At 38.7% G+C, this 26,646-nt stretch carries 14 protein-coding genes; 8 read left to right on the forward strand and 6 right to left on the reverse strand.

Translation table 11 applies throughout. From position 1 onward, the window contains the following. Positions 1-133 precede the first annotated feature (133 nt). The 4 genes from K9N40_07395 to smpB all read right to left on the reverse strand — a co-directional run bounded on the left by K9N40_07395 (position 134) and on the right by smpB (position 3,873). Positions 134-715, reverse strand: a complete 582-nt coding sequence (locus tag K9N40_07395) for a zinc dependent phospholipase C family protein (protein ID MCF7814285.1) — start codon at positions 713-715, stop codon at positions 134-136. Positions 716-719: 4 nt separating this feature from the next. Further along, the gene (locus tag K9N40_07400) at positions 720-2,843 is read right to left on the reverse strand and encodes a PAS domain S-box protein (protein MCF7814286.1); all 2,124 of its coding nucleotides are present in this window, start codon (positions 2,841-2,843) and stop codon (positions 720-722) included. A 19-nt stretch (positions 2,844-2,862) separates the two neighbouring features. Beyond that, on the reverse strand, positions 2,863-3,312 hold the full coding sequence (locus tag K9N40_07405) for a response regulator (protein MCF7814287.1): 450 nt from the start codon (positions 3,310-3,312) through the stop codon (positions 2,863-2,865). A 114-nt stretch (positions 3,313-3,426) separates the two neighbouring features. Next, on the reverse strand, positions 3,427-3,873 hold the full coding sequence (smpB, locus tag K9N40_07410; GenBank protein MCF7814288.1) for an SsrA-binding protein SmpB: 447 nt from the start codon (positions 3,871-3,873) through the stop codon (positions 3,427-3,429). Positions 3,874-4,032: 159 nt separating this feature from the next. Here smpB and K9N40_07415 point away from each other — a divergent pair, with 159 nt between their 5' ends. From K9N40_07415 to K9N40_07450, 8 genes are all read left to right on the forward strand, one after another. Continuing rightward, complete coding sequence (locus K9N40_07415) at positions 4,033-5,121, forward strand: undecaprenyl/decaprenyl-phosphate alpha-N-acetylglucosaminyl 1-phosphate transferase (GenBank protein MCF7814289.1); 1,089 nt, start codon at positions 4,033-4,035, stop codon at positions 5,119-5,121. A 6-nt stretch (positions 5,122-5,127) separates the two neighbouring features. Further along, positions 5,128-6,558, forward strand: a complete 1,431-nt coding sequence (locus K9N40_07420) for a hypothetical protein (protein ID MCF7814290.1) — start codon at positions 5,128-5,130, stop codon at positions 6,556-6,558. 1 nt (position 6,559) lies between these two features. Further along, positions 6,560-7,135: a hypothetical protein gene (locus K9N40_07425; GenBank protein ID MCF7814291.1), complete on the forward strand. Its 576-nt coding sequence runs from the start codon at positions 6,560-6,562 to the stop codon at positions 7,133-7,135. Between the two features lie 10 nt (positions 7,136-7,145). Beyond that, positions 7,146-7,544 (forward strand): hypothetical protein, encoded by a 399-nt coding sequence (locus K9N40_07430; protein ID MCF7814292.1) that lies wholly within the window; start codon positions 7,146-7,148, stop codon positions 7,542-7,544. A gap of 35 nt (positions 7,545-7,579) precedes the next feature. After that, a complete protein-coding gene (locus tag K9N40_07435; protein ID MCF7814293.1) occupies positions 7,580-9,775 on the forward strand; it encodes a UvrD-helicase domain-containing protein in 2,196 nt (731 codons plus the stop codon). Between the two features lie 25 nt (positions 9,776-9,800). Continuing rightward, a complete protein-coding gene (locus tag K9N40_07440; protein MCF7814294.1) occupies positions 9,801-10,751 on the forward strand; it encodes a hypothetical protein in 951 nt (316 codons plus the stop codon). A 7-nt stretch (positions 10,752-10,758) separates the two neighbouring features. Next, positions 10,759-11,910, forward strand: a complete 1,152-nt coding sequence (dxr, locus tag K9N40_07445) for a 1-deoxy-D-xylulose-5-phosphate reductoisomerase (protein MCF7814295.1) — start codon at positions 10,759-10,761, stop codon at positions 11,908-11,910. Between the two features lie 97 nt (positions 11,911-12,007). Further along, entirely contained in the window at positions 12,008-14,371 is a 2,364-nt protein-coding gene (locus K9N40_07450; protein MCF7814296.1) for a DNA internalization-related competence protein ComEC/Rec2, read from the forward strand. 598 nt (positions 14,372-14,969) lie between these two features. Here K9N40_07450 and K9N40_07455 read toward each other — a convergent pair. Together K9N40_07455 and K9N40_07460 are read right to left on the reverse strand one after the other, a co-directional pair. Next, positions 14,970-25,247, reverse strand: coding sequence for a lamin tail domain-containing protein (locus K9N40_07455; protein MCF7814297.1), 10,278 nt, complete (start codon positions 25,245-25,247; stop codon positions 14,970-14,972). A gap of 1,082 nt (positions 25,248-26,329) precedes the next feature. Then, on the reverse strand, positions 26,330-26,646 hold a 317-nt coding region (locus K9N40_07460; GenBank protein ID MCF7814298.1), incomplete at its 5' end, for a T9SS type A sorting domain-containing protein.

Below are 26,646 nucleotides of genomic sequence, written 5' to 3' on the forward strand. Positions count from 1 at the left end.
AATATATCCATTTGTTTATGGTCGCTATTTTTTCGAAACATTACCAATACCTTTTTTCACTTATTTATGGATTCAATATGAAAAAATTCATATTTATTGAAAAGGTTTTTTTTTGATACTTTTTAGAGGGAGCTCAATAATATTTTGCAATAAGTTCGTCGTAATAGCTATTTATTTCATAAACCTGGAACATGAAAAATTCCAGAGGATTTTTTATCCTCTCTCTTCTATGAATCGTAATTGTTAAGTCTTTTAGATGCTTCCGTGTATCAGCTTCTAAAATCTGGTGCACCGTCTCTTCATCTTCAAAGCGATATTTTCCATCAGTGTGCATCGGTTGATGCAGATCGGCAATATAATGTGATACAACGCCACATTCAAAAATAAATGCTTTCAATGGTGTATCCAGAAGTGACTTCAGAAATGGCGCAATCTTAGGATGTAAAACAATTTTATCGGGATTTTTCAGCATTTCATCGATCAGTTTTATTTCACGATCTATTTTATTGACAATGCTACCGCTGTGATATCCAAAATGATTGGGAGTGCAGTTATAATAATGATTCGTGAAATCTTTGAAAATTCTATCAGGAGCTTCGATACCCAAAATGAAAATTTCTGAATGTGTTTCCAGTAGATTTTTGAATGAACTGCGGCATTTATTCAATGCTTTTTCTACAATAAATTGATGCGTTCTGCTATCCCAATTCCACATAAAATTAGAATTCTATTAGAATCTTTGTGCCATTTTTCATAGTTATTTTCATTTCGGCATTAATTTGTGCGATCAAGGCATTCACCAGCTGCAATCCAAGTGTATTTGGATTTTCTTTTTCAACCTCTTCTGGCAATCCAATTCCATTATCAATAATAGTGATGCTTGTTTTATGGTTCGCTGTTTTTTTCAAGGAAAGTTTGATCTTTCCTTTTGCTCCATCTGGGAAAGCATGTTTGATACAATTCGTGATGAGTTCGTTCATTATCAAACCACAAGGAATTGCCTGGTTGATGTTCATCTCAACGTCTTTAACTTCTGCGGAATATTTAATATTGGATTTATCAATTTTGTAGGTGGAGAAAATATATTCCGTCAATGTAATAAGATACTGACCAAAATTCACTGCTTCAAAATCGGCTGTATGATACAATTTTTCATGAATCATAGACATCGAACGAACTCGATTGTGACTTTCTTTTATGATATCTATAGCTTCTGCATTTCTGGTATGTCTTACCTGAAGTTTCAACATGCTGGAAATGATCTGCATGTTATTTTTTACGCGATGATGAACTTCTTTTAGAAGCACTTCCTTTTCATTCAAAGATTTCAGCAGGTTCTGCTCTGCCAGTTTTATGGGAGAAATATCAATCGCTGTTATAATTGCTCCGCTTTTGAAAGGAGCTATTTTTATCGACCAGTATTTTTCTCGATATTGAGTTTCCGGAATGCTGTGAGGTTTTCCTGTCTCTATGCAATTCATCAAAATTTCGTACATGTCTACAGAATGATCTGCTCCAAAATCTTTGTACATAATGTTGCCGATTTTCGGCATTCTGCTTCTATTTTCTCGCACAGCAATATTAGATTGCACTACTCTCCCTTCGTTATCCACAACGATTGTTTCGATAGGACTGTGCTGAAATAATGCATAATTGAATTCTTCTCTTTCTTTTAGTTCATCCAAAGCACGTTTCTGTTCGGTAATATCTTCCACAACAGCGGTTTCGAAAAGAGGATAAAAGTTTGCATCAAAAACCAAATGAGATCTGATGCGGCAATAAATTACTTTCCCATCTTTTGTTACATACCTTTTCTCCAGATCAAAAAAATCAATTTTTCTTCGAATTAAATTTGCAAATAATTCTAAATTGGCTTCTCTGTCTTCGGGATGAGTAATTTCGTTGAAATGCATTCCCAGAAGTTCCTCGGCTGTGTAGCCCAGCATATCGCAATATTTTTCATTTACGGAAATGAAGTTCCCTTTCAGATTTGTAGAGCATACTCCAATCGGGGAATTATCGATCATCATTTTGAGTTCATTTTCTCTTTGGCGGATGATTTTCTCATTTTCTTTTTGAACAGAAATATCTACTAGAATTGCCCGGAAACCTTTTGGTTGAGAATTTTCTAAAACCAGATTGGCATGGATAAGAGCCGTAAACGTAGTTCCATCTTTCCGTATTACCTTATATTCATCACTGCCATGCAAGTTATCTTCGATCAGTTTCTGTACATTTTCCCGGGCACGTTCTTTATCTTCCGCACAGATAAAATCAAAGATATTCATTCCCTTCTTAAAATCTTTTTCGGAATATTTGAAAACCTCATAAGCTTTCTCGTTCACATATTTCAAATTTCCCTGCAAGTCGACTTCACAAACAACTTCCGGTAGCATTTTGGCAAATTGTTCAAACTTAATTTCACTTTCAATTCTTGCTTTTTCAGCTTTTTTTTTCTGTTCGATCTCTTTTCTTCTTGCCAATGCATTCTTTACAGCAGGAGCCAATCGCACTAAATGCTCTTTTATCACATAATCCCAGGCTCCTTGTTTTATGCAGTCCGCTGCTGTTTCTTCATCCAACGATCCTGTAACCATTATGAAAGGCAGGTCTGGATAATTCTTTTTTACAAAATCTAATGCTTTGAAGCCATCATACTGAGGAAGGCTAAAATCAGATAAAATCAGATCTGCATCGACTTCCTTCAAAACTTTTTTGAAATCTCTTTCGTTGTTAACAATCCAATGTTGAATATCAAATTGATTCTGCTTCAGATACATTAAATTCAACTTTGCATCTGGAGTATAATCTTCCAATAAAACGATTTTCAATTTTTTACTCATTCTTCTCTCTTCAATTTTTCTATTTTGGTAACTCGTTCAGAATCATCCAATAAAGTCCAAGATCTGACACGGCAGAAATAAACTTATCGAATTCTACTGGTTTTACAATGTAGCTGTTCACTCCCAATCGGTAACTTTGCAGCATATCGCTTTCCTGGGTAGATGAGGTTAAAATTACCACAGGAATAGTTTTTGTTCTTTCATCTTTTTTGATGATATTCAGCAGTTCGAGTCCATCAATTTTGGGAAGCTTAAGATCTAACAAGATCAATCTGGGTGGATCAATTTCCTGTGAAGTTTCATCTTTTTTGTATCTTCCTGTATGAAAAAGAAATTCCAATGCTTCTTCTCCATCTCGAACTACATGCAGTTTATTTGTAAGATTGTTTTTTTGAAGTGCTTTTATCGTGAGTCTTTCATCGTGAATATTATCTTCTACCAATAATATTTCTACCGACTTGGCTGCCATTTATTCCTCCAGACAAGGGTTAAATGGAAGAACTTTGTTACAACCATTCAAACTCCTAGATATTAATTCCCCTCTCTTCTAAAAAATCTTTGTGTCTTGTATTTATATGTCAAACTATAAATAATTTTTTTGTCTTCTTTGCAATTCGCGGATTTCATCTTTTTTCTGCAAAGTTTCTCTCTTATCGTACAAACGCTTCCCTTTTGCTACTGCCAAAGTTAGTTTTGCAATGCCATTTTCATTTATATATAGATCTTTGGGAACCAGCGTAAAACCTCTTTCCTCCACTTTTTTCTTCAGCTTTCTTATTTCTCGTTTGTTCAGCAGAAGTTTACGTTTTCTCTCTGGTTCATGATCGAAACGGTTCGCTTTTTTATAGGAACTGATATGTAAATTTAAAAGCCATATTTCATCATCTTCTATAACAGCATAAGAATCTTTGAAATTTATCTTTCCGGCTCTAATCGATTTTATCTCCGAACCTTTTAGCACAATACCTACTTCCAATTCATCTATAAAAAAGTAGTTATGACTTGCTTTTCTATTTTTAAATTCTCTCATTACAAACTCCAATATTCCTAGTCATGAAATAATTTCCGGACATCCAGATGTCAAATGGTTTTAGCAACAGAAAAAAGGCAGTTAAATGGATTGACAAAATCGAGCTTGCTGAATGTGATGTTTTATATTCATAAAGAATTGATAATAATTGAGGTGTAAATGAAAATAATATATACATGTTTTACTGTTCTAATCTTGTCTTTCTTAACGGTTTACAGTATTACGCCTTTTATTATTAGATTTGCCAGAAAAATTAATTTTTTAGATAATCCAAACGCAAGAAAAGTTCATAAGAAATCTACACCTTTGATGGGAGGTTTGGCTGTTTTTATCGGTTTTACTCTTATTACGATCTACGTTATCATTACGAATCTACACGCGATATCAGGTGCAATTCTGGGTTATCTGGGTGGGGCTTTAATAATTGTTACAGTTGGTTTGCTTGATGATCGTTTTGGGATGAATCCGCTGCTCAAACTTGTTGGTCAAGCTGTATCATGTCTGGTTTTTCTGTATTTCAATGATCTGTTGCATTTATTTGGTGCTGTTTACATCACGCTTCCATTACTATTTTTGTGGATGGTTGGATTGATGAATGCTTTAAATTTTCTGGATAATATGGACGGAATTATCACAGGGATGTCGGGTATTTTAGCTTTTGGATTTTATGCGCTGAGTTTCATCAGTCATTCACCAGCAGTTGCAGTTCAGGCAAATTTTATGGCGTTGCTTTCACTTATTTTTGCTGGTTCAGTTTTTGGATTTTTACCACATAATTTCAATCCAGCCAAGATTTTCCTGGGAGATGCAGGCAGTATGTTCATTGGTTATTTTCTTTCAACGATGGGAATTCTGGCTGGTAGATTAGTAGTAATTCGCATGAATCATCGAATTTATTATCTGCTTCCTGTATTACTACTTAGCTATGCAATATTTGATATTTCGCTGGTTAGTTTTACACGCAAAAGAGATGGTCGACGCATAAGTCAGGGTGGTAAAGATCATTCTACTCACCGCATCGATAATGCAATGAGATCTGCCAAAGTTACAGCTATCATCGTTTATCTAATCAACATCATCATTGTTTTAGTTACTGTATTAGTGCTAAAAATGGAATCAATAAAACTATTAGTTTTATCCACGATCATGTTTGCTATCATCTTTTTGTTTTTCGGTAATAAATTGGATAATATTCCAGTTGTAATTCCGGAAAATCAGCTGATTAAACCAAATAATAAGGACACATAAAATTACATGAAAATTTACAAAATAATTTTGCTTTTTATTATAATTTTGAGTTTCGGTTGCTCTGCAACATATCAATTCAATAAAGCAAATAAATCCTATCTAAAAAGCGAATATAAAGAAGCTATTCAAAAATATGATGAGTTTCTGGAAGAAGAAGAGAACACTGCTCTTAGAACTCAAGCCGAATTGGAACGTTCTGATTGCTATTATCAGCTTGGTTATGTAGAATATGAAAAACAGAATTGGGAATTAGCATCAAAGTATTTATATCTGGCAAATTCTCAAATTGCAGATACTATTCTTGATATTTGTTATCTGAATTTAGCGGAATCATCTTTGGTCAATAGCGATACTTTGCAGGCAATGCGATACTATACTTATATTATAGATTACCTTCCAAATTCCCAAATTTATAATGATGTTCTGGTAGAAAGGATCGAGTTAAATATTGCCCTTCGAAAATACGAAGCAGCCTTTGCAGATTATGTTACGTTATACGAACGTGATGCACAGTCAAGTCAGAGAAAGGAAATACAACCCAAAATCGATAATTCAATGCCGTATCTTTTGCAAAAGGCTGAAAATCTGAAAACTGAGAAAAGATATCTCGATGCCGTAAATGAACTCTTCCAATATACTCGATATCCGCTTGCTCAAAAAAATGAAATACTGGAAGAAATCTGCAGTTTGTATTTGATTTTAGCAGATCAACAAATTGATGAGAAAGCTTATAAAGCAGCAAAAGAATATCTGGACAAAACTTTGAATACATGCGCGAATAAACAAGCTATCGTCGAAGGCAAAATTTTCCAGGTTTGTTCAGATCTGATTACAGAAGGGGATTCTCTTCAAAAGGAATTGAAATTTGATAAAGCAATTGCAAAATATAACCTTTGTTTTGTTTTAACATCAGATTTCAATGAGGTTACTCAGAGGATTGACCAGGCAAAAGCCGACAAAGCCAAATATCTAAAAGCTGTTGAATTTGAAAATATCGGTGATCAATACGAAGAAGATGAAAATTATCAAGCTGCTCTTACTTCCTACAGGCAGGCAGCATCCTATTTCGCTTCAGATAGAATTCAAAACAAGATTTTCAGAACCCGCAATCTTATCGAAGCTGAAAAAGATCCCAAAGGTTTTGCACTCAGGATAATCCAAAATTTGGATAATGGAAAGATAATTCGTCACCTTGAAACATTGAAGCAGAACATGCAGGCAAAATATGGCCAATACACGCAATTTTCCGAGTGGAAAGTAACTTATGCTATTGGTGGTTATAAATATGAAGTGAGATATGATGTTATTGCACCAGAAGAAACTTTTTATTTCGCCTGGCGAGTTGATCTTTTAACACAAAATGTAACTCCTTCCAATAGGGTTTCCGATGAGATTATGATCAGCGGAGATATCATGAAACATACGAAGCAGGAATAATATGAAAAAACTAATTCTTGTTACCATAATTTTATTTCAACTTTCAAACTGGTTGTTTACCGAGGAAATTAAGAATTTCTCTGATCCGCAGAAATATGGCTGGGATACGCCAGAAAAGCTGTTTACATATCGGGAAGACCTGGTTCGAAGGCAAAAACTTTTGCAATTATACGATCTAAAAAAACAGGAAGTTGCAACTAATATGCTGCGATCAAGTCTTATTCCCGGCTGGGGACAATATTCTGCTCATCGATACACAAAAGGACAGATTATTTTTATTTCCGAACTTTGTATTCTGGCAGGAAGTTATCTTTATTATCGGGAAGCAATGGATAATTTTGATAAATATAAAGAAGCAAATTATATTGGTGATATCAATAAATATTATAAGAAAGCTCAAGATAATTATGATAATTCGCAATATTTACTTGGAGCTGGTTTGGTTTTGTGGTTATTGAATATCTATGATTCGATCGGATCTACTGAAGCTTTCAACAATGATACCTGGTTCACACTTTATGAAAATGAAACGAATCGAATTTCTTTGGAAATGAACGGTGTTTCATTCAAGTTTTGATGAGGTAATTATGAATTTTAAATACATAGCTGTTTTACTTATTCTCATCCTGGTAATCGCCTGTTCACTGGATTATGAAAATCCTCTGGATCCTAATAACAGCGGCATCGATGTTCCTCCAAAAGTGCGTGGTTTGAATGTCGTTCTTACCTGGCAGGATTCTGTTTACATCACCTGGCATCCGATCACAAATTCTCAGATCGATGGATATTATCTGTATCGTTCTCTGGATGAAAACGGATACTATCGACCTCTTACTGAAGCAAATTTGAGCCCTGTAGATACACTTTACAAAGATTCCGAAGTTAATATAGTACAAAAAGAATACTGGTACAAAATTTCTGCCTTCAAAGCAGTGGCAGATACTGTGCTGGAAGGTTATCGATCCGAACCCGAAACCTGGAATTGATAAAATTACTGCCGTAATATTTACCCTGGTTTATTATGCTGAATAATTCAGAAAAGATGTTATTATCTGCTCTAAATACCGAGCAGCAGAAAGTCGTTCGGCACACCGAAGGCCCTGTTCTGGTTCTGGCAGGAGCAGGCAGCGGAAAAACCCGCTCTGTAATATATCGAACTGCTTATCTCATCAATCAAAAAAAGGTCAGCCCCTGGAATATCCTGGTAGTTACATTTACCAACAAAGCAGCTCGAGAACTGCGGGATCGTCTGGAATCTACTTTCGAAATTTCTACTCATTCGCTTTGGATCGGAACTTTTCATTCTATCTGCACCAGGATTTTGCGATACGAAGAAAATGAACTTCCCTTCACATCAAACTTCAGCATTTACGATGACAGTGATCAAAAATCGATCTTCAAACGGATTTACAAGGATCTCAATATCGATCCCAAGAAATTCAATCCCAGAAAAGTAAGAGAGATCATCAGCCGACAGAAGAATTCATTGATACTTCCTAAAGATTTCCCCGAATTCAACGAATCGAATTACTTTACTGATATGGTTTTAAAAATCTACACCAGATATCAAAACTTTCTGACCGAAAATAATGCTCTGGATTTTGATGATCTGCTGATGTACACAGCAATTTTACTTCACGAAAAGGAAGACATCCGCCAAAAATATCAGAAGAAATTCCGTTTTGTGATGATCGATGAGTATCAGGATACAAATTATGCTCAATTCAAGATTGTAAATTTAATCGCCAAAGTTCATCAGAATCTCTGCGTTGTCGGTGATGATGATCAGGCAATTTACAGCTGGCGAGGAGCAGATATTCGCAATATTCTAAGCTTCGAAACAGATTATAAAAATGTTCTGAAGATCAAATTGGAGCAGAATTATCGTTCACCAAAATCGTTTCTGCAGGCAGCAAACTGCCTGATAAAAAACAACAGTGAAAGACATCAGAAAGAACTGTGGACAGCTTTGGAATCGCAGGAAAAACCAGAACTTGTTAAACTGGAAAATGAAAACAGGGAAGCAGAATATACAGCATTGCAGATCGATGAGCTCCGCAAAAAACAGATCAGTTTGAATGAATGTGTGATTTTGTATCGCACAAATGCCCAATCGCGAGTTTTTGAAAATGCTTTCATGCAATATAAAATTCGCTATCAAATAGTTGGTGGAGTAAATTTCTATCAGCGCAAAGAAATCAAAGATATTCTGGCTTATCTTAGAGTTCTGATAAATCCTGATGATTCGGAAAGTTTCTTAAGAATCATAAATTTTCCTTCTCGCGGAATTGGGAAAGTATCGATTGGAAAGCTTCTGGATAAAGCTGTGGCAACCGATCAGAATCTTTTCGATACAATTGCCGAGAAAAATTTCAATTATCTTTCCAAAAGAGCTGCTGCCAATCTCACAAAATTTGTCGATCAGTTGGAAAGCTGGAAATTGCTGGCTGATTCTGTTCCTGTTTCCGAGCTGGCAAAAAAAGTAATTGAAGAACTCCATCTTATCGAGCTTTACGATGATAGCAAAGATCCCAAAGATATCGCCAGAGTAGAAAATATTCAGGAATTCATAGCTGCCACTGAAGAGTTCAGCGAAAATTATGCAGAAGAAACCGGTGAAGAACCCAGATTAGATGAATATCTGCAAAATATTTCTCTGCAGACGGACATGGATAATCTGGATGAAGATGAAGAAGCAGTGAAGCTGATGACAATGCACAATGCCAAAGGCTTGGAATTTGATCATGTTTTTGTGGTTGGCTTGGAAGATGGACTAATTCCTCATTCCCGTTCGATCTACGATTTGGGAAACGTGGAAGAAGAACGCAGACTTCTTTATGTTGCCATCACCCGAGCACGAAAATCTCTCAAATTAACTTATGCCAGAACTCGCAGAACTTATGATGCTGTGCAAACCACCTTCCCAAGCAGGTTTCTTTCCGAGATCGATGAAGATCTTTTGAAGCAGGCAGATTACAGTTTCTATGAAATGCAGGCACCCAGATATAGCAGCAGCAAAAAACCTGAACAGAACGTTACATTGGAAACGGAAAAATATTTTAAGATTGGACAGAAAATATATCATGATAAATTTGGTAAAGGTGTTATATTAAATGTGGATGGAAAAGGAAATGATGCAAAATTGACGATTTCTTTTTCCGGTGGAAAATTGAAGAAAATAGTTGGTACCTACATCAAAACGGGTATCCGAAAGTAAGAAAACAGGAGAAAAGGTAAAAAAAATGAACAACACGAAAAAGTGCCTGATCGCAGTATTGATCCTGCTGCTTGCAATGAACCTGTTTGCTACGAAATATGCCGGTGAGATTTTCAGAATGGGAGCCGGTGTACGTAACTTTGCGCTCGGAAATATTGGCCTTTCCGACACTAATACAGCTGGTGCTGCTTATTGGAATGCAGCTCTGCTGAATGAAATCAGTCAAAATCGCTTTGAATTGATGCATGCTGAAGAGTATGCCGGACTTTTAAAATACGATACCGCTGCTGCTGTTTGGGGCAGGGAAAACAAAATCTCAGTAGTTATTACTCGCATTGGGATCGATGATATTCCACTTACAAAACTGGAAGATCCAAACAACGCAATTTCCAGTTCCAATCGGCCCTACAAATACAAATCGGTAAATAACTCCGATATTGTGGTCTATGCTGGAATTGCCCGTAAATTCGGAAAATATATTATCGGGATTTCACCCAAAATGGCTTATCGAAACCTGGCAGAAGAAAGCGGATTTGGTTTTGGTGCCGATCTTTCTACCTATTTTAAATACAGTAAAGGTCTCATCGGAATTAAACTTCACGACTTTTTTACAACCCAGATCCTGTGGGCAAACGGCACACATGAAATCGTAAATCCCGGCTTGGATGTGGAAGCAAATTATAATTTGCAAATACCTGTTATAAAACGTTTAGCAACAATTTACGCCGGAGGTGATATCTATACTGAAGGCCGAGAAACAGCTGCTACAATTGCTCTGGGGCCACTCAGTCTGGACTTCCATTTTGGCTGCGATTTAGAGCTCAGTAAAACTGTAAATCTTCTGTTAGGATACGATGTAAATAATATCACTTCCGGCCTTGCAGTGCAGATTCGCAGCTGGCAGATAAATTACGCTTTCGAGAATGATACCGAACTGGAAAATTCACATCGCGTTTCTGTAGGATACCTCTTCTAAAAATTTTATGAAAAAAATTGCAGTTCTGGGAATTACCGGTTCGATCGGTACATCCACGATTCAGGTTGTACGAAATCATGCCGATCAATTCCAGATCGTGTTTGCTTCTTCTCACAATAGTTATGATCAACTTTTCGATTTGGCATCTGAATTCAAAATTCCTGAACTGGTTATTACAAATGAAGATATTAAATCTCAGATAAATGATATTCCTGATTCCATAAACCTAAGTTTCGGGGAAGAGAATTTAATTAAAAAATTAGAGCAGATCGACTGCGATATTATTTTGAACGCAATCTCAGGTTCAGCGGGATTGCGTTCTTCTTTTACTGCTATTTCCCGCGGTATCGATCTGGCTCTGGCGAACAAAGAATCTCTGGTGATGGCGGGTCATCTGCTGATTCCACTAATGAAAAAGACCGGAGCCAGGATCATTCCTGTTGATAGCGAACACAGTGCCATTTTTCAAGCAATCGGCAGTACACCGCAAAAAGAGATTAACTCGTTGATTTTAACCGCTTCCGGTGGTCCATTCCGCAAGCTACCGCTGCACGAATTTGACCAGATCTCAGTTGCTGAATCGTTGAATCATCCCACCTGGGAAATGGGCGCAAAAATCACTATAGATTCTGCCACAATGATGAATAAAGCTTTAGAGATCATCGAAGCACACTGGCTTTTCGATATGAATTTTGACAAGATCAAAACTGTTATCCATCCTCAATCTATCATTCATTCTTTTGTAGAATTTGTCGATGGCTCGATCTTGGCACAAATGAGTTTTCCCAGCATGCAGCTTCCAATTTTGTATGCACTTTCCTATCCGAATAGAATTGACTCCGACTTGATGAAAACAAATATCCTGGATCTTCCCAATCTTACATTTGAAGAAGTTGATGAAAACCGATATCCGCTGTTTGCATTGGCTCGAAAGGTTGGACAGCAAAATGGTATTCTACCAACAATTTTAAACGCAGCTAACGAAGCAGCAATTCAGCTCTATTTAGATCACAAAATAAGTTTTACGGAAATATCGAAAATTGTCTATAGAGTTATAGAAAAATCGCAAAATAGATCAAATCCATCTCTGCAGGAGATCATCGACACAAATCAACAGGTTTTTGAAGAAACACTGGCAAATTATCAAGAACTGAAATAATTTTAATACTTCGGTTTAAGATCGAAGTTTTAGATAATATTTACGACAAATGATACTGACAACTGTTTTGGTATCATTGCGTTTTCAGGTATTGATAATGAAACAGAAATTAACGAAATCGCCGTTATTTTTGCCGCTGATCTTCTGGTGCGCCGGAATTATCATCGGAAATTATTTCAATATCCCGCATATCTTTATCTACGCTGGCTTCATCTTAATTTTGAGCTTGGCTTTTATCAAAAAAGTAAGAACTCCCGCACTTTTTGTTCTTATCTTATTAACAGGAATATCCAGGATCGATTTCCAGAAACGTTTGCTTCAAAATCCATTTTCAGAAATCATGCAGAAACATTCCAGAATTCAACAGAAAATTACTGGGAGAATAATATCAGAAGTTTCAGAAAAAGATCAACGCTTCAAATTTCTGATGGAACTGGAATCCATAAATAATAAACAAATATCGGGAAGAATCAGGCTTTCCACTTCCAAACAAGATCTTCAATATGGCGATATTATAGAAACTATCGCTGTCCTGCACAAAATACAAAAAGGCAGCAATCCATCTGTTTTTGATGCCGAGAAATATTTCTATCGGCAAAACATCCAGGCTGTCGGTTTTACCAAAGATAATCCCAAGATCATTTCAAATGACGCTTCCATATTCCAGAAAACAATCATTAATATCAGAAAATTCATTGTTCACAGGATCGAGAAACGCTTTCCTGCAAATTCCGGTTTCATAAAGGCAATTACAATTGGCGATAAATCGGAGCTGGATGATATGAGAAAATTACTGGGCAGAGCCGGATTAAGCCATCTGCTGGCAGTTAGCGGGCTTCATGTAGGTTTAATTGCTCTAATTCTTTTCAGCTTCTTAAAATTGATTTTCAAGCGCAACTTTGCCAGATTTCTTCTTATCATCACGCTTATTGTTTACGGCTTCATCTGCTATTGGCCGGCATCTGTTTTCCGGGCAGTTATTATGATCTCTCTGTTTTTATTATCAAAGATCATACAGCGAAAAGCCGATACAAATAATATTCTTTTCTGCAGCCTTATCGTGATAACTGCGGTTCATCCTTATCAACTTTTCTCGGCTGGACTGCAGATGTCTTTCATGGCTGTTTTCGTACTGTTAAATCTTCTTCCTCATATCAAGCTTCTCAAGCTGGAAAAACAGGACATCTTTCTTTTAAGTAAAACTAAAAAACTGATAAATTATGTTTTGATAATGTGTTTCAGTTCATTTTTTCTAAATCTTTTTTTAGCACCCATCACGATCTATCATTTTCAGCAATTTGGCTTTAACGGAATTTTGGGAAATCTGCTGGGAATTCCAATAATGGGAATAATCCTGCCAATCTCCTTGCTGATAATTTTTCTACCACCTATTTCCTGGCTTATTTCTGTCTATCACTCTGCCTTCTCATTTATCATGTTTTTGTTTAATTTCTGGTCGCATTTTGCTGCTCAACCTCCCTTGCATTTCGATTTTATTTCAGTTGATTTAGAACAGGCAGCTTTTTTGTATTTGTTATTATTTTCGGGATTCCTGTTTTTCAGCATAAAGAAAATCAAACGTAAACTTATCTTTTTGTTTAGTTTTGTTTCTGTTTTGATCGTATTCATTTTAACCTTTCCGTCATCAAGTAATTATAACAAAATTACCTTTTTCGATTGCGGTTTGGGTGATCTGGCTCTTATTCAAACTTCGGAAGGCAAAAATATCATGATCGATACTGGACCGACAGAAAGAACTTCTCTGAGTTTCGGGCGTTCAGCTCTTCCCTACTGTCAGAATAATGGGATCAAAACTATCGATAAGCTTTTTGTTACTCATGCTCATAACGATCATTATGGCGGATTGGAAAGTGTATTGGAAAATCTGGAAGTAAAAAGTTTAGTCATTACAGATGAATTTACTGGCAGAAAAGTCTGGCAGAGATATCAGGATGAAATTGATCAGGAAAAGTGCGAAATAATTCTAATTACAGATACTATTTCATTTTTTTATGATGATTTAACTCTTGAAATTCTGCATCCCGATAAAGACTTTCACCATGAAAATATCAATAATAATTCTATTGTAATTTTAGCTGATTTTGGAGAATTTGAAGTAATGTTTACCGGTGATCTGGAGCTGGAAGGAGAGGAATATATTCTGCAAAGATATGCGGATTTCCTGCCAGCAGAAATTCTGAAAGTTGGTCATCATGGCAGCAAAACAGCCAGCAGTTTAGAATTTGTAGATCATGTGCATCCGCAATTTGCTTTTATTTCTACTTCTATTCAAAATAGATTCGATTTTCCTCATTCCCAAACACTCTCTACTTTTTCTTATCTGGAAGATAAATTATTTATCTCTGGAAAGGATGGAGCGGTTCAATTGCTGATTGACGAAGATATGGTTTTTATAAAATCATTTCTTTCTGAGAAAAAGTACTCAATCAAGATAGAATAAATTCTGAAATTCAGCTGCGATTGTTAAAATTTATCATGTACCTCGTTTACTCCTGAACGAGTTGTTTTTTTACTCACGATCAAGAGTGATCGTGATACATTTTTTGTATCTCGTTCACTCCTGAACGAGAAAATTTATTCGACATCCTGACGACTCTAATCGAATTTTTTTTTGCAGGATCTCGTGAATTTTCTTTCAGCTTTGCTTCTCTTATTTGTTTTAAATTCTGAATCAATGATTTATTGAATTTGAAATACTCAAAATTAACATTCGGAAGAATCCCGAAAATTTCGGGATACATTCCGAAGATAAAAAAAAGCCCCGATCGAAATCGGGGCTTAATAGTTATCCAAGTAGGATTACTTCATTAAGTAATGAAAAGTTGTCCCGACTGCAAGCAGCCGGGACGAAATTCTCTTACTTCATAAGTATCATTTTCTTAGTAGACTGGTAATAAGAAAATAGTTGAACCGAATATCGGTTCGAAGCTGCTACAAAAAAGCCCCGATCGAAATCGGGGCTTAATACTGCTATTTGTAGTTTACTTCATAAGTAAAGAAAAGTTGTCCCGACTGCAAGCAGCCGGGACGAAATTTTCTTACTTCATAAGTATCATTTTCTTAGTAGACTGGTATGTACCAGCTTTCATTTTGTAGAAGTAAACACCACTTGAAGTTTGTTTGCCACTATCATCTTTACCATTCCAAAGTATGTTGTGGTAGCCGGCTTCAAGTTCACCGCTTACCAGTGTACGTACTTTTTCACCTTTGATGTTGTAGATTACAAGATCTACAGTTTCATCCTGGTTCAATCCAAAGGCAATAGTTGTAGTTGGATTGAATGGGTTTGGATAGTTACCTTCCAGTGAAGTTACCAGAGGAATCAGGTTAGGATCATTTCCACCCGGTTCAGTATGAATAACTTCAACATCAGCACTCCAATCACCTTCATAACCACCTGTGAATACAGCAGCTACATTGTAGATGTAAGTTCCTTCAGGAACGTTTGCATGCAGATGGAATGTAGATGTTGTATTGGTTACAAGCACGTCATCCTGATATACGTTGTAAGATTCTAATGCACGTGTATCAGTTGGTGCACTCCACTGAACAAGAATATTTGGCCAGTTAGAGTTAGCTGTAACACCAGTAGGTGCTGGAAGTGTAATTGTGATTGCAACTGGTCCAGCTGGATCAGAATCACCATCGTCATAATTAGCTACGATAGTATAATCGTAATCACCTGCATCTAAGCCTTCATCTAAGAATTCATAAGTTGCAGCGCCCACACTACCGATTTCTGCGCCATCACGATACAGAGTGAAGCCAAGCAGATCACGAGATGTTTCGTTATTTACCACAGCGTGAGTACTTCTGGTTCTGAAGCTTCTGTTATAAGCAGCTTCCAGAGGTGCGCCACTGTAATTAACTCTTCTAACATTCTGTACTCTTTCATTTCTGGTAGCACCGATCAGTTCGGTTTTACCCATGCCAGCTACTGCATCACTTTGAGATACAACACCAGTAATTACCCAGTTGAAATCTAATCCTGCTCCAAGATTCGGAAGCAGATCCCAGGCTCCACTAAAGTACATCCAGGCACCTTTGTCTGGAACCATCGGTCCCATATCAACAGCAGCAGGATGATCTCCGGTTGCACTGAGGTCGTAAGCAATCCAATACTCGTTTCCAGCTACCAGAGGTACTGGAGTTGTGAGTATATGATTTGTGAATACACCTGCGCTTACTGAAGATGTAATATCTTCTTCGTAAACAAGTGTGCCAGGATCGCCAAAGCTGCCGCCTTCATATACCTGTACTCCAATATAACTGAAGTCCATTGAGTGTAAGAAGACATTCACACCGGAAATTTCCCAACCACCATAATAGGAACTAAGTTCCACATCATCGAAGCGGGCTGCGCAGATAAAGTCTGCGGCTGCGCCGGTTCCGATGCCGTTATTATCATAACCACTATGATGCTGGATTTCTTCGGTTGCTCCACCTGGAGCTTCCCAGGTAAGAAGTACATCGTTGAAGTTTTGCACTTCTCCTGCGAAGTTGTTGGGAGGATCCAGAGGATCTGGTCCACCAGGATTTACGATCATTGTTACAGGAACTGTTACATCTGGTCCTGCATTGTTGGCAATTACCAGGACTGCCGTTTTGGTAATGTCTTCCAAATCTGTAGCATTTAAGGTAACTGTAACTGTTTCAGAACCGCCTTCAGGAACAACACCGTTCATTGGATCTGCAGAGATCCAGGGATCGTCGCCAGCACCCAGTTCCAGAACTGCGATATAATCGGGAGAACCTTGCAGCAGAACGGCAATAGTTCTCATTCCTGTCGGATCCCAATCGTTCATAGCTGCAGCTCCACCAGCGATTGCGCCGGCAGCACCCAGTGATGTTGCATCGAACATGGCCAATTGGTTCAGGTTATTAGCTGCATCAAGACGATATACATTACAGCCAGGATCTTGACTATGAGCATAGAGGAAAGAACCTTCCGAACAGTTTTCGAAAGCCATTCCATACATTGATCCTGCCCAGGCATAAGAATTCAGAATTGTTCCGGTTCTATCCCAGTTTACGATGTTATCACCCCAGTTACCACTCCAGAAGGTGTTGGTTACTTCATCATAAGCAATAGCTCGCACTGATTGACCTGCTACGTTGATGTTGTTGGCAGGAACTGCTGTACCGGTTGCCGGTTCCCAGCAGGTAACGCTGCTGTTGGCAGGTGAGCCATACAGATAGTCGCCGTCGAAAGCACTGTCACGGCAGCCTGTGAGAGGCAGTGTGATCGCACCGATGTAGTTTCCAGCTGCATCAAACTGGAAGGATTGATTACTTCCGCTCCACTTGTGAGCATAGAAATAAGTTCCATCCCAGCCCATACCGGCAAGGCCTACTTGACCGGTCGGAGTATCGACGTCGAAGATCAGCAGATCATCCCAGAGGTCATCTACTGCACCTGTAGCGTATGTTACGCGAGGAGCTTCTTCAGAATTGCGGGAAATACCAGATCTATGAACCTTGAAGCTGTTATCAACTGGACCATCAGATGTGTCAATGATCGAGATATCAAATGTTAAATCACCTGTTCCTGTATTGGATATTGTAAGATCGACATCCATAATTTGATCAGGATCAAGTGTTTCGTTAATTTCTGTTGGTGCAACCACGATTTGCGGGTTACTTACTGCGTATGTGAAGGTTTCTTCAATAACTGCTGATTCACCTTCATCATACAGAGCAGAAACACCAACTGTATAAGTTTGTCCTACAACCAGTGTACCATCATCAAGATCATATTCTGTATCACTGATAGCACCAGCTACGAGTGTACCATCAAGATAAACATTGTATTGATCTAAGAAAGCACGTGTATTTTCGGTGTTAGGTCTGATCAATCTGGCTGTGTGAGTAGCAACTTTGCCATCAGTTCCTTCATAAGTTACATTCAGGAATGGTGGATTTGCTTCATTCCAGCCATCGAATACCAGATAATAAGAAGCACTGTTATCTGTAGAATTGATTCCAAGACAGAACCAGTCGTTAGCAAGAGCAGCTGCCAGATCGGCATTTGCTGTTCCGCCAACAATATCTACTTTCCAACCAGGTGCAAATGCAGATGTTTCCAAGAAGGAATTATAAATATTTGTCTGGATTTCAGCCATCAGGTCTGCTGGAGCAGCTGTAAGTGGATCGATAGCTACGCCTGTAAGATCCCAATATGGCCATGATGTATCATTCACATAACCGTTAAATTCGATTTCTGTGATTGTAGATCCATCTGGAATACCGGAAACGTCGAAGTTCATCCAACCGTCTTCTGTATCCCAACCAGCAACCATACTATCATCTGTTAATGTAGCACCATCGGTTGTACCTGTCCAGTAAGGAACAGCCTGCGGATCGACTTGCACAGTAGCGCCACCGCCGCCACCGCCGTCGCCGGTGATCAGTACATCATCGATATACATACCGGCACGATTAACGACTGTAGTAGCATAGAAGGCAAATTCGATATTCACTGAGGACAATCCGTTATAAGCTGACAGATCGACTTCTTGATACTGCCAGAGCGGATTTTCATCATCTACGGAGAAGACAACATCTCCATTGACCCAAAGTTCACAGTAATCCCATGAACCCCACATTTCTCCCCAGTACCAGAAGCTCATTGTAGCATCTGTAACCGATGAGAAATCGAAGGTCTGGCTCAGGAAGCTGTAACCGCCGGCATTGGTGTAATCGCCATTGATAATAGTTCCCCACATACCAGTGCCGGAATAGGCTGCATCTGGAGGATTGAAAGCGCCTGTATAATTGGCGATGTTGTAGGAATCAGTCCATTCCCAGTCACCAACAGGATCCCAGTCTGCGGATGGAATCCAACCACCATCATCACTTTCGAAATCACTCCAGTAAACTTCTCCGCCAGGTCCGCCGCCACCGGGAGCATCCCAGTCTGCGAAACCACCGTCTGTAACGGTTAAGTTCTGTGGTGGATCGAGCGTAACACCACCACCATCATAAACAAATGTATAATCTACAGGATCAGATTCACCTTCATCATACAATGCTGTTACTTCTGCCAGATATGATTGACCGTCAACAAGTGTGCCATCATCATAATCAAAGAACAGATCAGTTACAGCAGCACCGACTAAAGTACCATCAAGATATACATTGTATTGGTCTAAGAAGGCACGTGTATTTTCGGCAGGTCTTCTCATCACGCTGGTATATTCAGCTTCCAATTGACCGCTGCTTTGCAGTTTCGGCATTGTTGAACTGATTTCCACTTTTTGACGATTAACTGCATTATGGAAAGCAAGCTCATCAACTCCAAGAGATACAAATCCAGAAATTACCCAGTTGAAATCCAGAGTTGCGCCAAGTTCTGTAAGCTGATACCAGGCTCCACTAAAGAACATCCAGGCACCGTAATCTGCAACCATTGGTCCAGCATCAACTGCTGCCGGATGGTCGCCTGTAGCATGGATTTCATAGCCAATGTAGTAGTCATTTCCAGATACCAGTGGTACTGGAGTTGTGAATACATGGTTATAAGCTACACCAGCTGTTACTGGTTCAGCAGTAATATCTGCACTGTAAACAATTGGTCCTGGTGCATACATGCTGCCACCTTCATAAACCTGAATTTCAAGGAAATTATAGTCTAATGAATGAACTACAATACTTGCTTCAGTTAAGGAATGAGTATCGTAGTAGGAAGCCAATTGAGCACCGTCGAAGCGAGCAAGGCAGACAAAGTCTGCTGCTGCTGCGGTTCCAATACCATTATTATCATAACCAGTGTTATGCAATATTTCTACTGCTGGTCCGCCGCCGCCTGGAGCATCCCAGTCAGCAAAACCATCGTCTGTAACGGTTAAGTTCTGTGGTGGATCGAGCGTAACACCACCACCATCATAAACAAATGTATAATCTACAGGATCAGATTCACCTTCATCGTAAAGTGCTGTTACTTCTGCCAGATATGATTGGCCGTCAACAAGTGTGCCATCATCATAATAAAAGAACAGATCAGTTACAGCAGCACCAACTAAAGTACCATCAAGATATACATTGTATTGTTCTAAGAAGGCACGATTGTTTTCAGTTTTATTTGCAATTTTTCCTACCTTAGCAACAGGTGACTTAGAACTCTTGCTATCAGTACCACCGATACCGTGGATATAAACATTATCGATTACCCAGAACCAGTCCCAACCGGGTTGTACTGAATAGAAACGTACAAGTACACCGTCGGAACCAGCAACTTCTGCTGTAATATCTACAGTTTCGTGAGTTTCACGAAGATCGGTATTGTAACCCCAAACATTTGTCCAGGTTCCACCAAAGTCTGTAGAAACATCAACATAAGCCCAGTCATCAGTATCAATGGCATTGAAGTCATTATCGAATTCCAATATTACTTCGGTGAAGCTAGTTAAATCGAGATCAGAAACCAGAATTAACTCGCTATCAATAGGATAGTTTTCATCAGCATCAGCAGCACATACGCTAGTTCCCTGAGCAGGAGCTGGTAACGTATAGGTGTTTGGATAAGGATCAGTATAAATCAGCCAACCACCAGGTTGTCCGTTATTTTCTACTGTCCAGTTTCCTAAGCCAGACTCAAAGTCATCGAAGAAGATGTCTTGAGCACCACCGCCGCCGCCTGGAGTATCCCAGGTTGCATAACCCATATCATCTACGAACAGGTTAGTGGGAGGATCAAGTACTGGAGGAACACTTGGGTGTTCACCAAGATAATCGAAAGTATTTTGAGGATATACAACCCATTCAGAATCAGTTGCATTTGTTCCGGCAGAAGCAGGCCAATTTGTATTACCCGTCATTACGTCATCTTTTCTTACGAGAGTATATTCATGGGTCGCTTCAGATACACCTGCAACATCCCAGTATATATCTTCATCTGGATCACCAATAACATCGATCAACCACCAGGTCGTACCACCATCATTTGTCCATTCCAAACCGCGTGCATCATTACCATTGAAATGAACAACACTTGGGTAGCCCAGTACTTCGTCTGCATTGGCAGGATCGAAGAGAGCAGGATCTGTCTGGTCTGTAATGATAACCCAAACATCTCCATCTGCTACAGTTGCACCAGCTGGGAAATAGTGTTGATATTGCCAGCCACCACCATTACTAGCCTGGTTAATGCGGAAATTATCAAGGTTGATATCTGCACCTGTATTATTCCATATCTCGATAGCTTTATTGTTGCTGCTGCCTTCAATATATTCAGAGAATAATACATCCGGAGGTGTAGGAGGAGCAGCTGTTTCATATGTAACTACCAGATAAGGAGGATTAGCTTCATTCCAACCATCAAACTCGATATAGTAGGAAGTACTGTTATCTGTTGAATTAATACCAATTGCAAACCATCCTTGTGCCATTGCTGCAGTCAGATCAGCTATAGCATTTCCACCCAAATCATGTTGTCTCCAGCCAGGAGCTGCAGAAGCACCTTCTTGGATTGCAGTATAGGTTCCAGCCTGAATATCAACAAATACATCTACTGGAGTAGAGGTAAGAGGATCCACAAATACATCATTTATATCCCAATAAGGCCAGCTACAATCATTTACATATCCATTAAATTGAATATTTGTAATTGTGGCACCAGCTGGAATAGCAGATGTATCGAACATCATCCAGCCATCTTCAGTATAAAGACCACGAACTTCACTATCATCAGTAAATCCAATAGTAGGATCTACAGAACCTGTCCAATATGGAGTAGCCATTGGATCAAGTTGAACTGTCGTAGGTTCAGTTCCCACGTTCATAGTAACAGGAACAGTTACAGGAGAGCCTGTAAGTGAGTTGTTATTAACCAGGATTTCACCTGTTTTCACATCACCATTAGCCAGTCCTGTAGCATCAAGTTGAGCTGTAAATGTTTCAGTAGCACCAGGAACTACAACGCCAGGTCCCGGATCAGTAATAGAAAGCCAGGTTTCTGTTACACCAAGTTCATAACCAAAGATAAGATCTGGTGTACCTTGTGCCAAACCACCAAGTGTGTAAGTTCCACCGATCAGATCGGGTTGCAGGAACAAGCCACCAGCGATATAAGCACCAGCGCCCAAATCACCATCCACACTGTGTGTTACGCCAGTAAGTGTGAGTGTGTTCAGGTCATATTGTTCTATCTGACATCCGCCACCAGTAGAAGTACCGGTGAAGATCCACAGATATGGTCCGCCAGCTGTAAGGTCGTCATAAGCACAACCGTACATACTTGGTGGAGCTACAATTGTATTCAGCACAGTACCAGTTCTGTCTACAAGTTCAAGATCTGAAGAGAAGTTATTGTACCAGAATCCATCATTTACAGGATCATAAGCAATAGCTCTTACTGAGTTTGGTGTGGTAATTGTGCTGATAAGCGTTTGTGTATTGAAGTCCATTTCCCAGATGTAACTGGAAGCGTCGGAACCATAGAAATACTGACCGTCATAAGCCAGGTCTCTCAGGTTAACAACACCAGGAATTGTAAATGTTTCAATGTAATTTCCCTGCAGGTCAAATTTTACAATTTCACCAGCTCCATTCCATTTTGTTGCATAAAGGAATTGTCCGTCTGTTTCTGCACCGGCAATACCAGTAAGACCGGAAGGAGTATCTACATCATAAGCAAATTGCACATCCCAGATAGCATCGGTATTTCCGATATTACGAGGAGTGTCGCCAGTTGTAGATTCTGCATAAGGACTGGAAGTAGCTTCGCCTTTCCAACCTCTATAATTTGTATGATGCGTATTATCGCTGATGAAATTGAGGCCTGTATTATAAGTAAGATCATAGTTACCGTTATTCGTAACCGTGAAATCGATAGGCATTGTATTATCAGGTTCTACATACTCATCAACAGCCATAGGATCTACAGCAATTTCTGCCCACATAAGACCGAAATCTTGAGTAGCAACAGTATTACCGATAATATCTATAGTATGAGTTTCAGGAATATAATCGCCAAAAGAAGCCGTAATATCATATGTATCAGGAAGAAGTCCTGTAACTGTATAATATCCCGTTCCATCTGTTTGTACAGTATATGCATCAATAGTTACATCGGCATTTACAATTGGATTTGTAGTACCATATTCATAAACATAACCTTCAACATCACCTGTAGTCACAGGATTAATCATAAAGTTATCAATATGGAATCCAGTAGTGTAGCCACTAAAGTTATATTTAACATTCGTCCAGAACCTTACTTTAAAGTTTCCGGTTATCGGACCAAGGTTAATTGCTTCATGCAACCAGCCTGTTGTAGCGCCAGCTGGTTGATAGATGTTCTGACCTACCTGAACCCAGCCGGAACCGTAATCAACATCCACACGCATGTTGGTGTAGAAGTTATTGTACTGATAGAATGCGTTCCAGTCAAATTCCAGCAGATAAGTATCACCGGTTCCAATGAAATAGCCAATCGTTTGAGCCCAGTGTGTGGGGTTAATTGTCCAGACATCGGTAGCTGTTGGTGTGGTAAAGTTTGTAGATCCATTACCAGTCATTACCATGCCGCCAGCAACATCTGTTACATAATTTGCCAGAGAATCCCAGTAAACATCAGAATCTATGTCAGTAAAATAATCTAAATACGCTGGAAGTTGATCTTCAAATGTTTCATTTAATGGAAGAGCAATATATGGAGAAGTACGAGTAGTGAAAGACCATTCAGTTCCAGTGGAAAGTCCATTAGCATTTTCAGAATCGATTCTCCAATGATAAAGAGTATCAAATCCTAATATCGGGATATCATAAGTAGTATCAGTTGTAGGTTGATTATCAATAATTATGACATCGCTGTCATCCCACAAAGAAACATAGAATGTATCTGTAGTAGGATCACCTGTCCAGGAAAGATCTGTTTCTTCGTTAACATCAACAGCACCATCAGCTGGAACCGGATTTGTAGCAACAGCCGGAGGATTTACCGCATCAAATATATCCACGTCATCCAGGCAGATATCGCCATAGAAACTGGTAGATTCCATAGCACGGAAATCAACAATAATTGTTTGACCAGCCCAGGGAGAAAGATCCACTGATGCCAGTTCCCAATGATCTACTGTATCAGTAAAGATCGCTACGTCAGCAGTTGTAGTCGTTCCATCGTTGATATCAATATTTAGTGTTGAACCAGTTGCAGCTTGATCACCAATCCAGTAATAGAATACCAAAGTAGGATTAGCAGCACCTGTCAAATCAATTTGTGGAGTATAAAGATGAGCAGGAACAGTTTCCGGACTAGAATCATCCACGCCAATGTAGAATCCACTATTTCCTGTATTTTCACCATTGGCTCCATGGCCTATAGCGCCATCCCAGAATTCCCAGCTGTCCCCAGCTACAACAGGGTCGATCAGCCAGTCTGCAGGAAGAACATCTGTATCAAAGCTTTCATTGAATGGTAAAGTAAATACTGCAGGAGCAGCACGAGTAGTGAAAGTCCATTCTGTTCCTGTAGTAGTGCCAACAGCATTTTGGGCATCAATTCTCCAGTGATAGAGCGTGCTGTAAGCAAGGTTTACAGGAATATCATAGAACAGATCTGTCGTAGCTTCACCATCCACGATCATTACATCAGAATCATCCCAGAGATATACATAATATGTATCTGCCATTCCATTCCATTCCAGATTTGTATCGATATTAACATCGATTGCTGCATCTACAGGAACGGGATCTGTTGGAGCTGAAGGAGGATTTGTGGCTGTAAGACCATCAAATCTAACATTAGCCAAATAATTTCTTTGGAAAGATGCAGTTGGTGGAGCTAATGGATCGGGATTAGTTGAATCACTTCTGTAAATCAAGCCACGTACATCGTTTGTGGGTGTACAGAAAAAGTCATCGGAACTGGAATGATAGCCAGCTGTATTCTCATCCCAGGCAATTACTAAATTTTCTGTACCATTATAAGTAAATGATGTGTCTAGTGGAATTGTCATCCAACCACCAGCAGCAGGTGGAAATGTTAGTGCTCCATTAAACACTTCAGTCATTGTTGTAACATCTATCCAATCATCGCCATCCACAAAACTTGTTTGTGTGGTATGACCCATATAGATAACAATATCATCTGGATCACCAAAACCTGCTGTAGACTGATATTGATACTGCAAGGCAGTAATGTCGCCCGAAGTATTAATTTCAGAAGACAGGTAGATTACATTGGAATAGGAATAACCGTAAAATGGTTCGATGGGAAGTGCCTGGTTTACATCAGTTCCAGTTCCTACCTGGACAAAACCCCACATCAGGCTTACCATAAAGGTCATTGCTATAATAAAAATTATCCCCTTTTTCATAAAATTCTCCTTAAAAATTTGTTAACGGATCAATTGTAAAAAACCAATAATTGCGATAGTAACGATTTGATAAAATATTTGCGATAGTAACGTCTTCTTTGTTTAAAAATCGATATTAGCTTCTCATTTCTTTTCATTAAAATTATCCCTAACCCAACTAATTTCAAAAAGATACCTTTACTTATTATATTTCACCAAATACACTTCGCCATGTATCTGTTTTGGGAATCTTTTTGTCAAATGTTTTTCCAAATTTTTATATGGTAGTTTTTTACCTTATAAATAATTATATATTAATAAATGTAAAAATGAATCATGCTGCTATTTGATTTTATTATAAGGCTTTACGGTTTTTTTTATAAAATCTATATTCTAACCATAATGACGTAATTACAATTATATAAAAGAGTTACTAAAACGATATATTGTTTAGCAAACATCAGAAATAAAACTGATCAATATTTTGAATAAAATTTGACTTGAATTTAACAGGAAAAACGCTCCGAGCCACCTTATAGGACTAATTACTATTCACTGGAGTTCAGGTTTGACTGGACTTCAGGGAATGATCCTCAACTCCAGTTTCGCAAAAAGCTCTTCTGAAGTCGAGTCTCGTTAATTGATCTCATCAAATATTCTTCTAATTATGAAGAAGCAATAAATATAAAAAGCCCCGACTTTCATCGGGGCTAACTGCAAATGGCTAAATGCCAACTGCTATTATTTCATCAGGACCTGTCCTGTGAAATTCCCGAAGGACTATTTCATCAGGATCATCTTCTTGGTTTGTACGAACTTGTCGGCAAGGAAAAGTTCTCCCGAAAACAAGTTTCGGGAAGTAATGAAAGAAAAAGCCCCGACTTTCATCGGGGCTAACTGCAAATGGCTAAATGCCAACTGCCACTATTTCATCAGGACCTGTCCCGTGAAATTCCGAAGAACTATTTCATCAGGATCATCTTCTTAGTTTGTACGAACTTGTCAGCAAGGACAAGTTCTCCCGAAAACAAGTTTCGGGAAGTAATGAAAGAATTACGCTCCGACCCAAGCCGGAGCGTAATTCTATCTAACCAAGAAGCTGTCTATTTCATCAGAATCATTTTTTTAGTTTGAACGTACTTGTCGGCTTTCATTTTGTAGAAGTAAACACCGCTGGATACCTGCTTGTTGTTATCATCAATGCCGTCCCAGGTTACTGTGTGAGAGGTTGCTGTAAATTCTCCATCTACAAGCGTTCTTACCTTTTCACCTTTGATGTTATAAACATCGATAGTTACATGACCGGCATTGGCCAGATTGAAAGCTATCGTTGTGCTGGGATTGAAGGGATTCGGATAGTTGCCGATTAGCTCATTTAAAGCTACAAGATTATTGCCTGCTCCTGTTCCATTGTAGGTGA

Source organism: Candidatus Cloacimonadota bacterium, from assembly GCA_021734245.1.
GTDB lineage: Bacteria > Cloacimonadota > Cloacimonadia > Cloacimonadales > TCS61 > B137-G9.

Excerpts from the sequence above, each read along its gene's own strand:
- K9N40_07440 (MCF7814294.1), top strand. The coding sequence starts at position 9,801 with ATGAACAACACGAAAAAGTGCCTGATCGCAGTATTGATCCTGCTGCTT.
- K9N40_07425 (MCF7814291.1), top strand. The coding sequence starts at position 6,560 with ATGAAAAAACTAATTCTTGTTACCATAATTTTATTTCAACTTTCAAAC.
- K9N40_07400 (MCF7814286.1), bottom strand. The coding sequence starts at position 2,843 with ATGAGTAAAAAATTGAAAATCGTTTTATTGGAAGATTATACTCCAGAT.
- K9N40_07405 (MCF7814287.1), bottom strand. The coding sequence starts at position 3,312 with ATGGCAGCCAAGTCGGTAGAAATATTATTGGTAGAAGATAATATTCAC.
- K9N40_07420 (MCF7814290.1), top strand. The coding sequence starts at position 5,128 with ATGAAAATTTACAAAATAATTTTGCTTTTTATTATAATTTTGAGTTTC.
- K9N40_07435 (MCF7814293.1), top strand. The coding sequence starts at position 7,580 with ATGCTGAATAATTCAGAAAAGATGTTATTATCTGCTCTAAATACCGAG.
- K9N40_07415 (MCF7814289.1), top strand. The coding sequence starts at position 4,033 with ATGAAAATAATATATACATGTTTTACTGTTCTAATCTTGTCTTTCTTA.
- K9N40_07430 (MCF7814292.1), top strand. The coding sequence starts at position 7,146 with ATGAATTTTAAATACATAGCTGTTTTACTTATTCTCATCCTGGTAATC.
- K9N40_07450 (MCF7814296.1), top strand. The coding sequence starts at position 12,008 with ATGAAACAGAAATTAACGAAATCGCCGTTATTTTTGCCGCTGATCTTC.
- K9N40_07455 (MCF7814297.1), bottom strand. The coding sequence starts at position 25,247 with ATGAAAAAGGGGATAATTTTTATTATAGCAATGACCTTTATGGTAAGC.
- dxr (MCF7814295.1), top strand. The coding sequence starts at position 10,759 with ATGAAAAAAATTGCAGTTCTGGGAATTACCGGTTCGATCGGTACATCC.
- smpB (MCF7814288.1), bottom strand. The coding sequence starts at position 3,873 with ATGAGAGAATTTAAAAATAGAAAAGCAAGTCATAACTACTTTTTTATA.
- K9N40_07395 (MCF7814285.1), bottom strand. The coding sequence starts at position 715 with ATGTGGAATTGGGATAGCAGAACGCATCAATTTATTGTAGAAAAAGCA.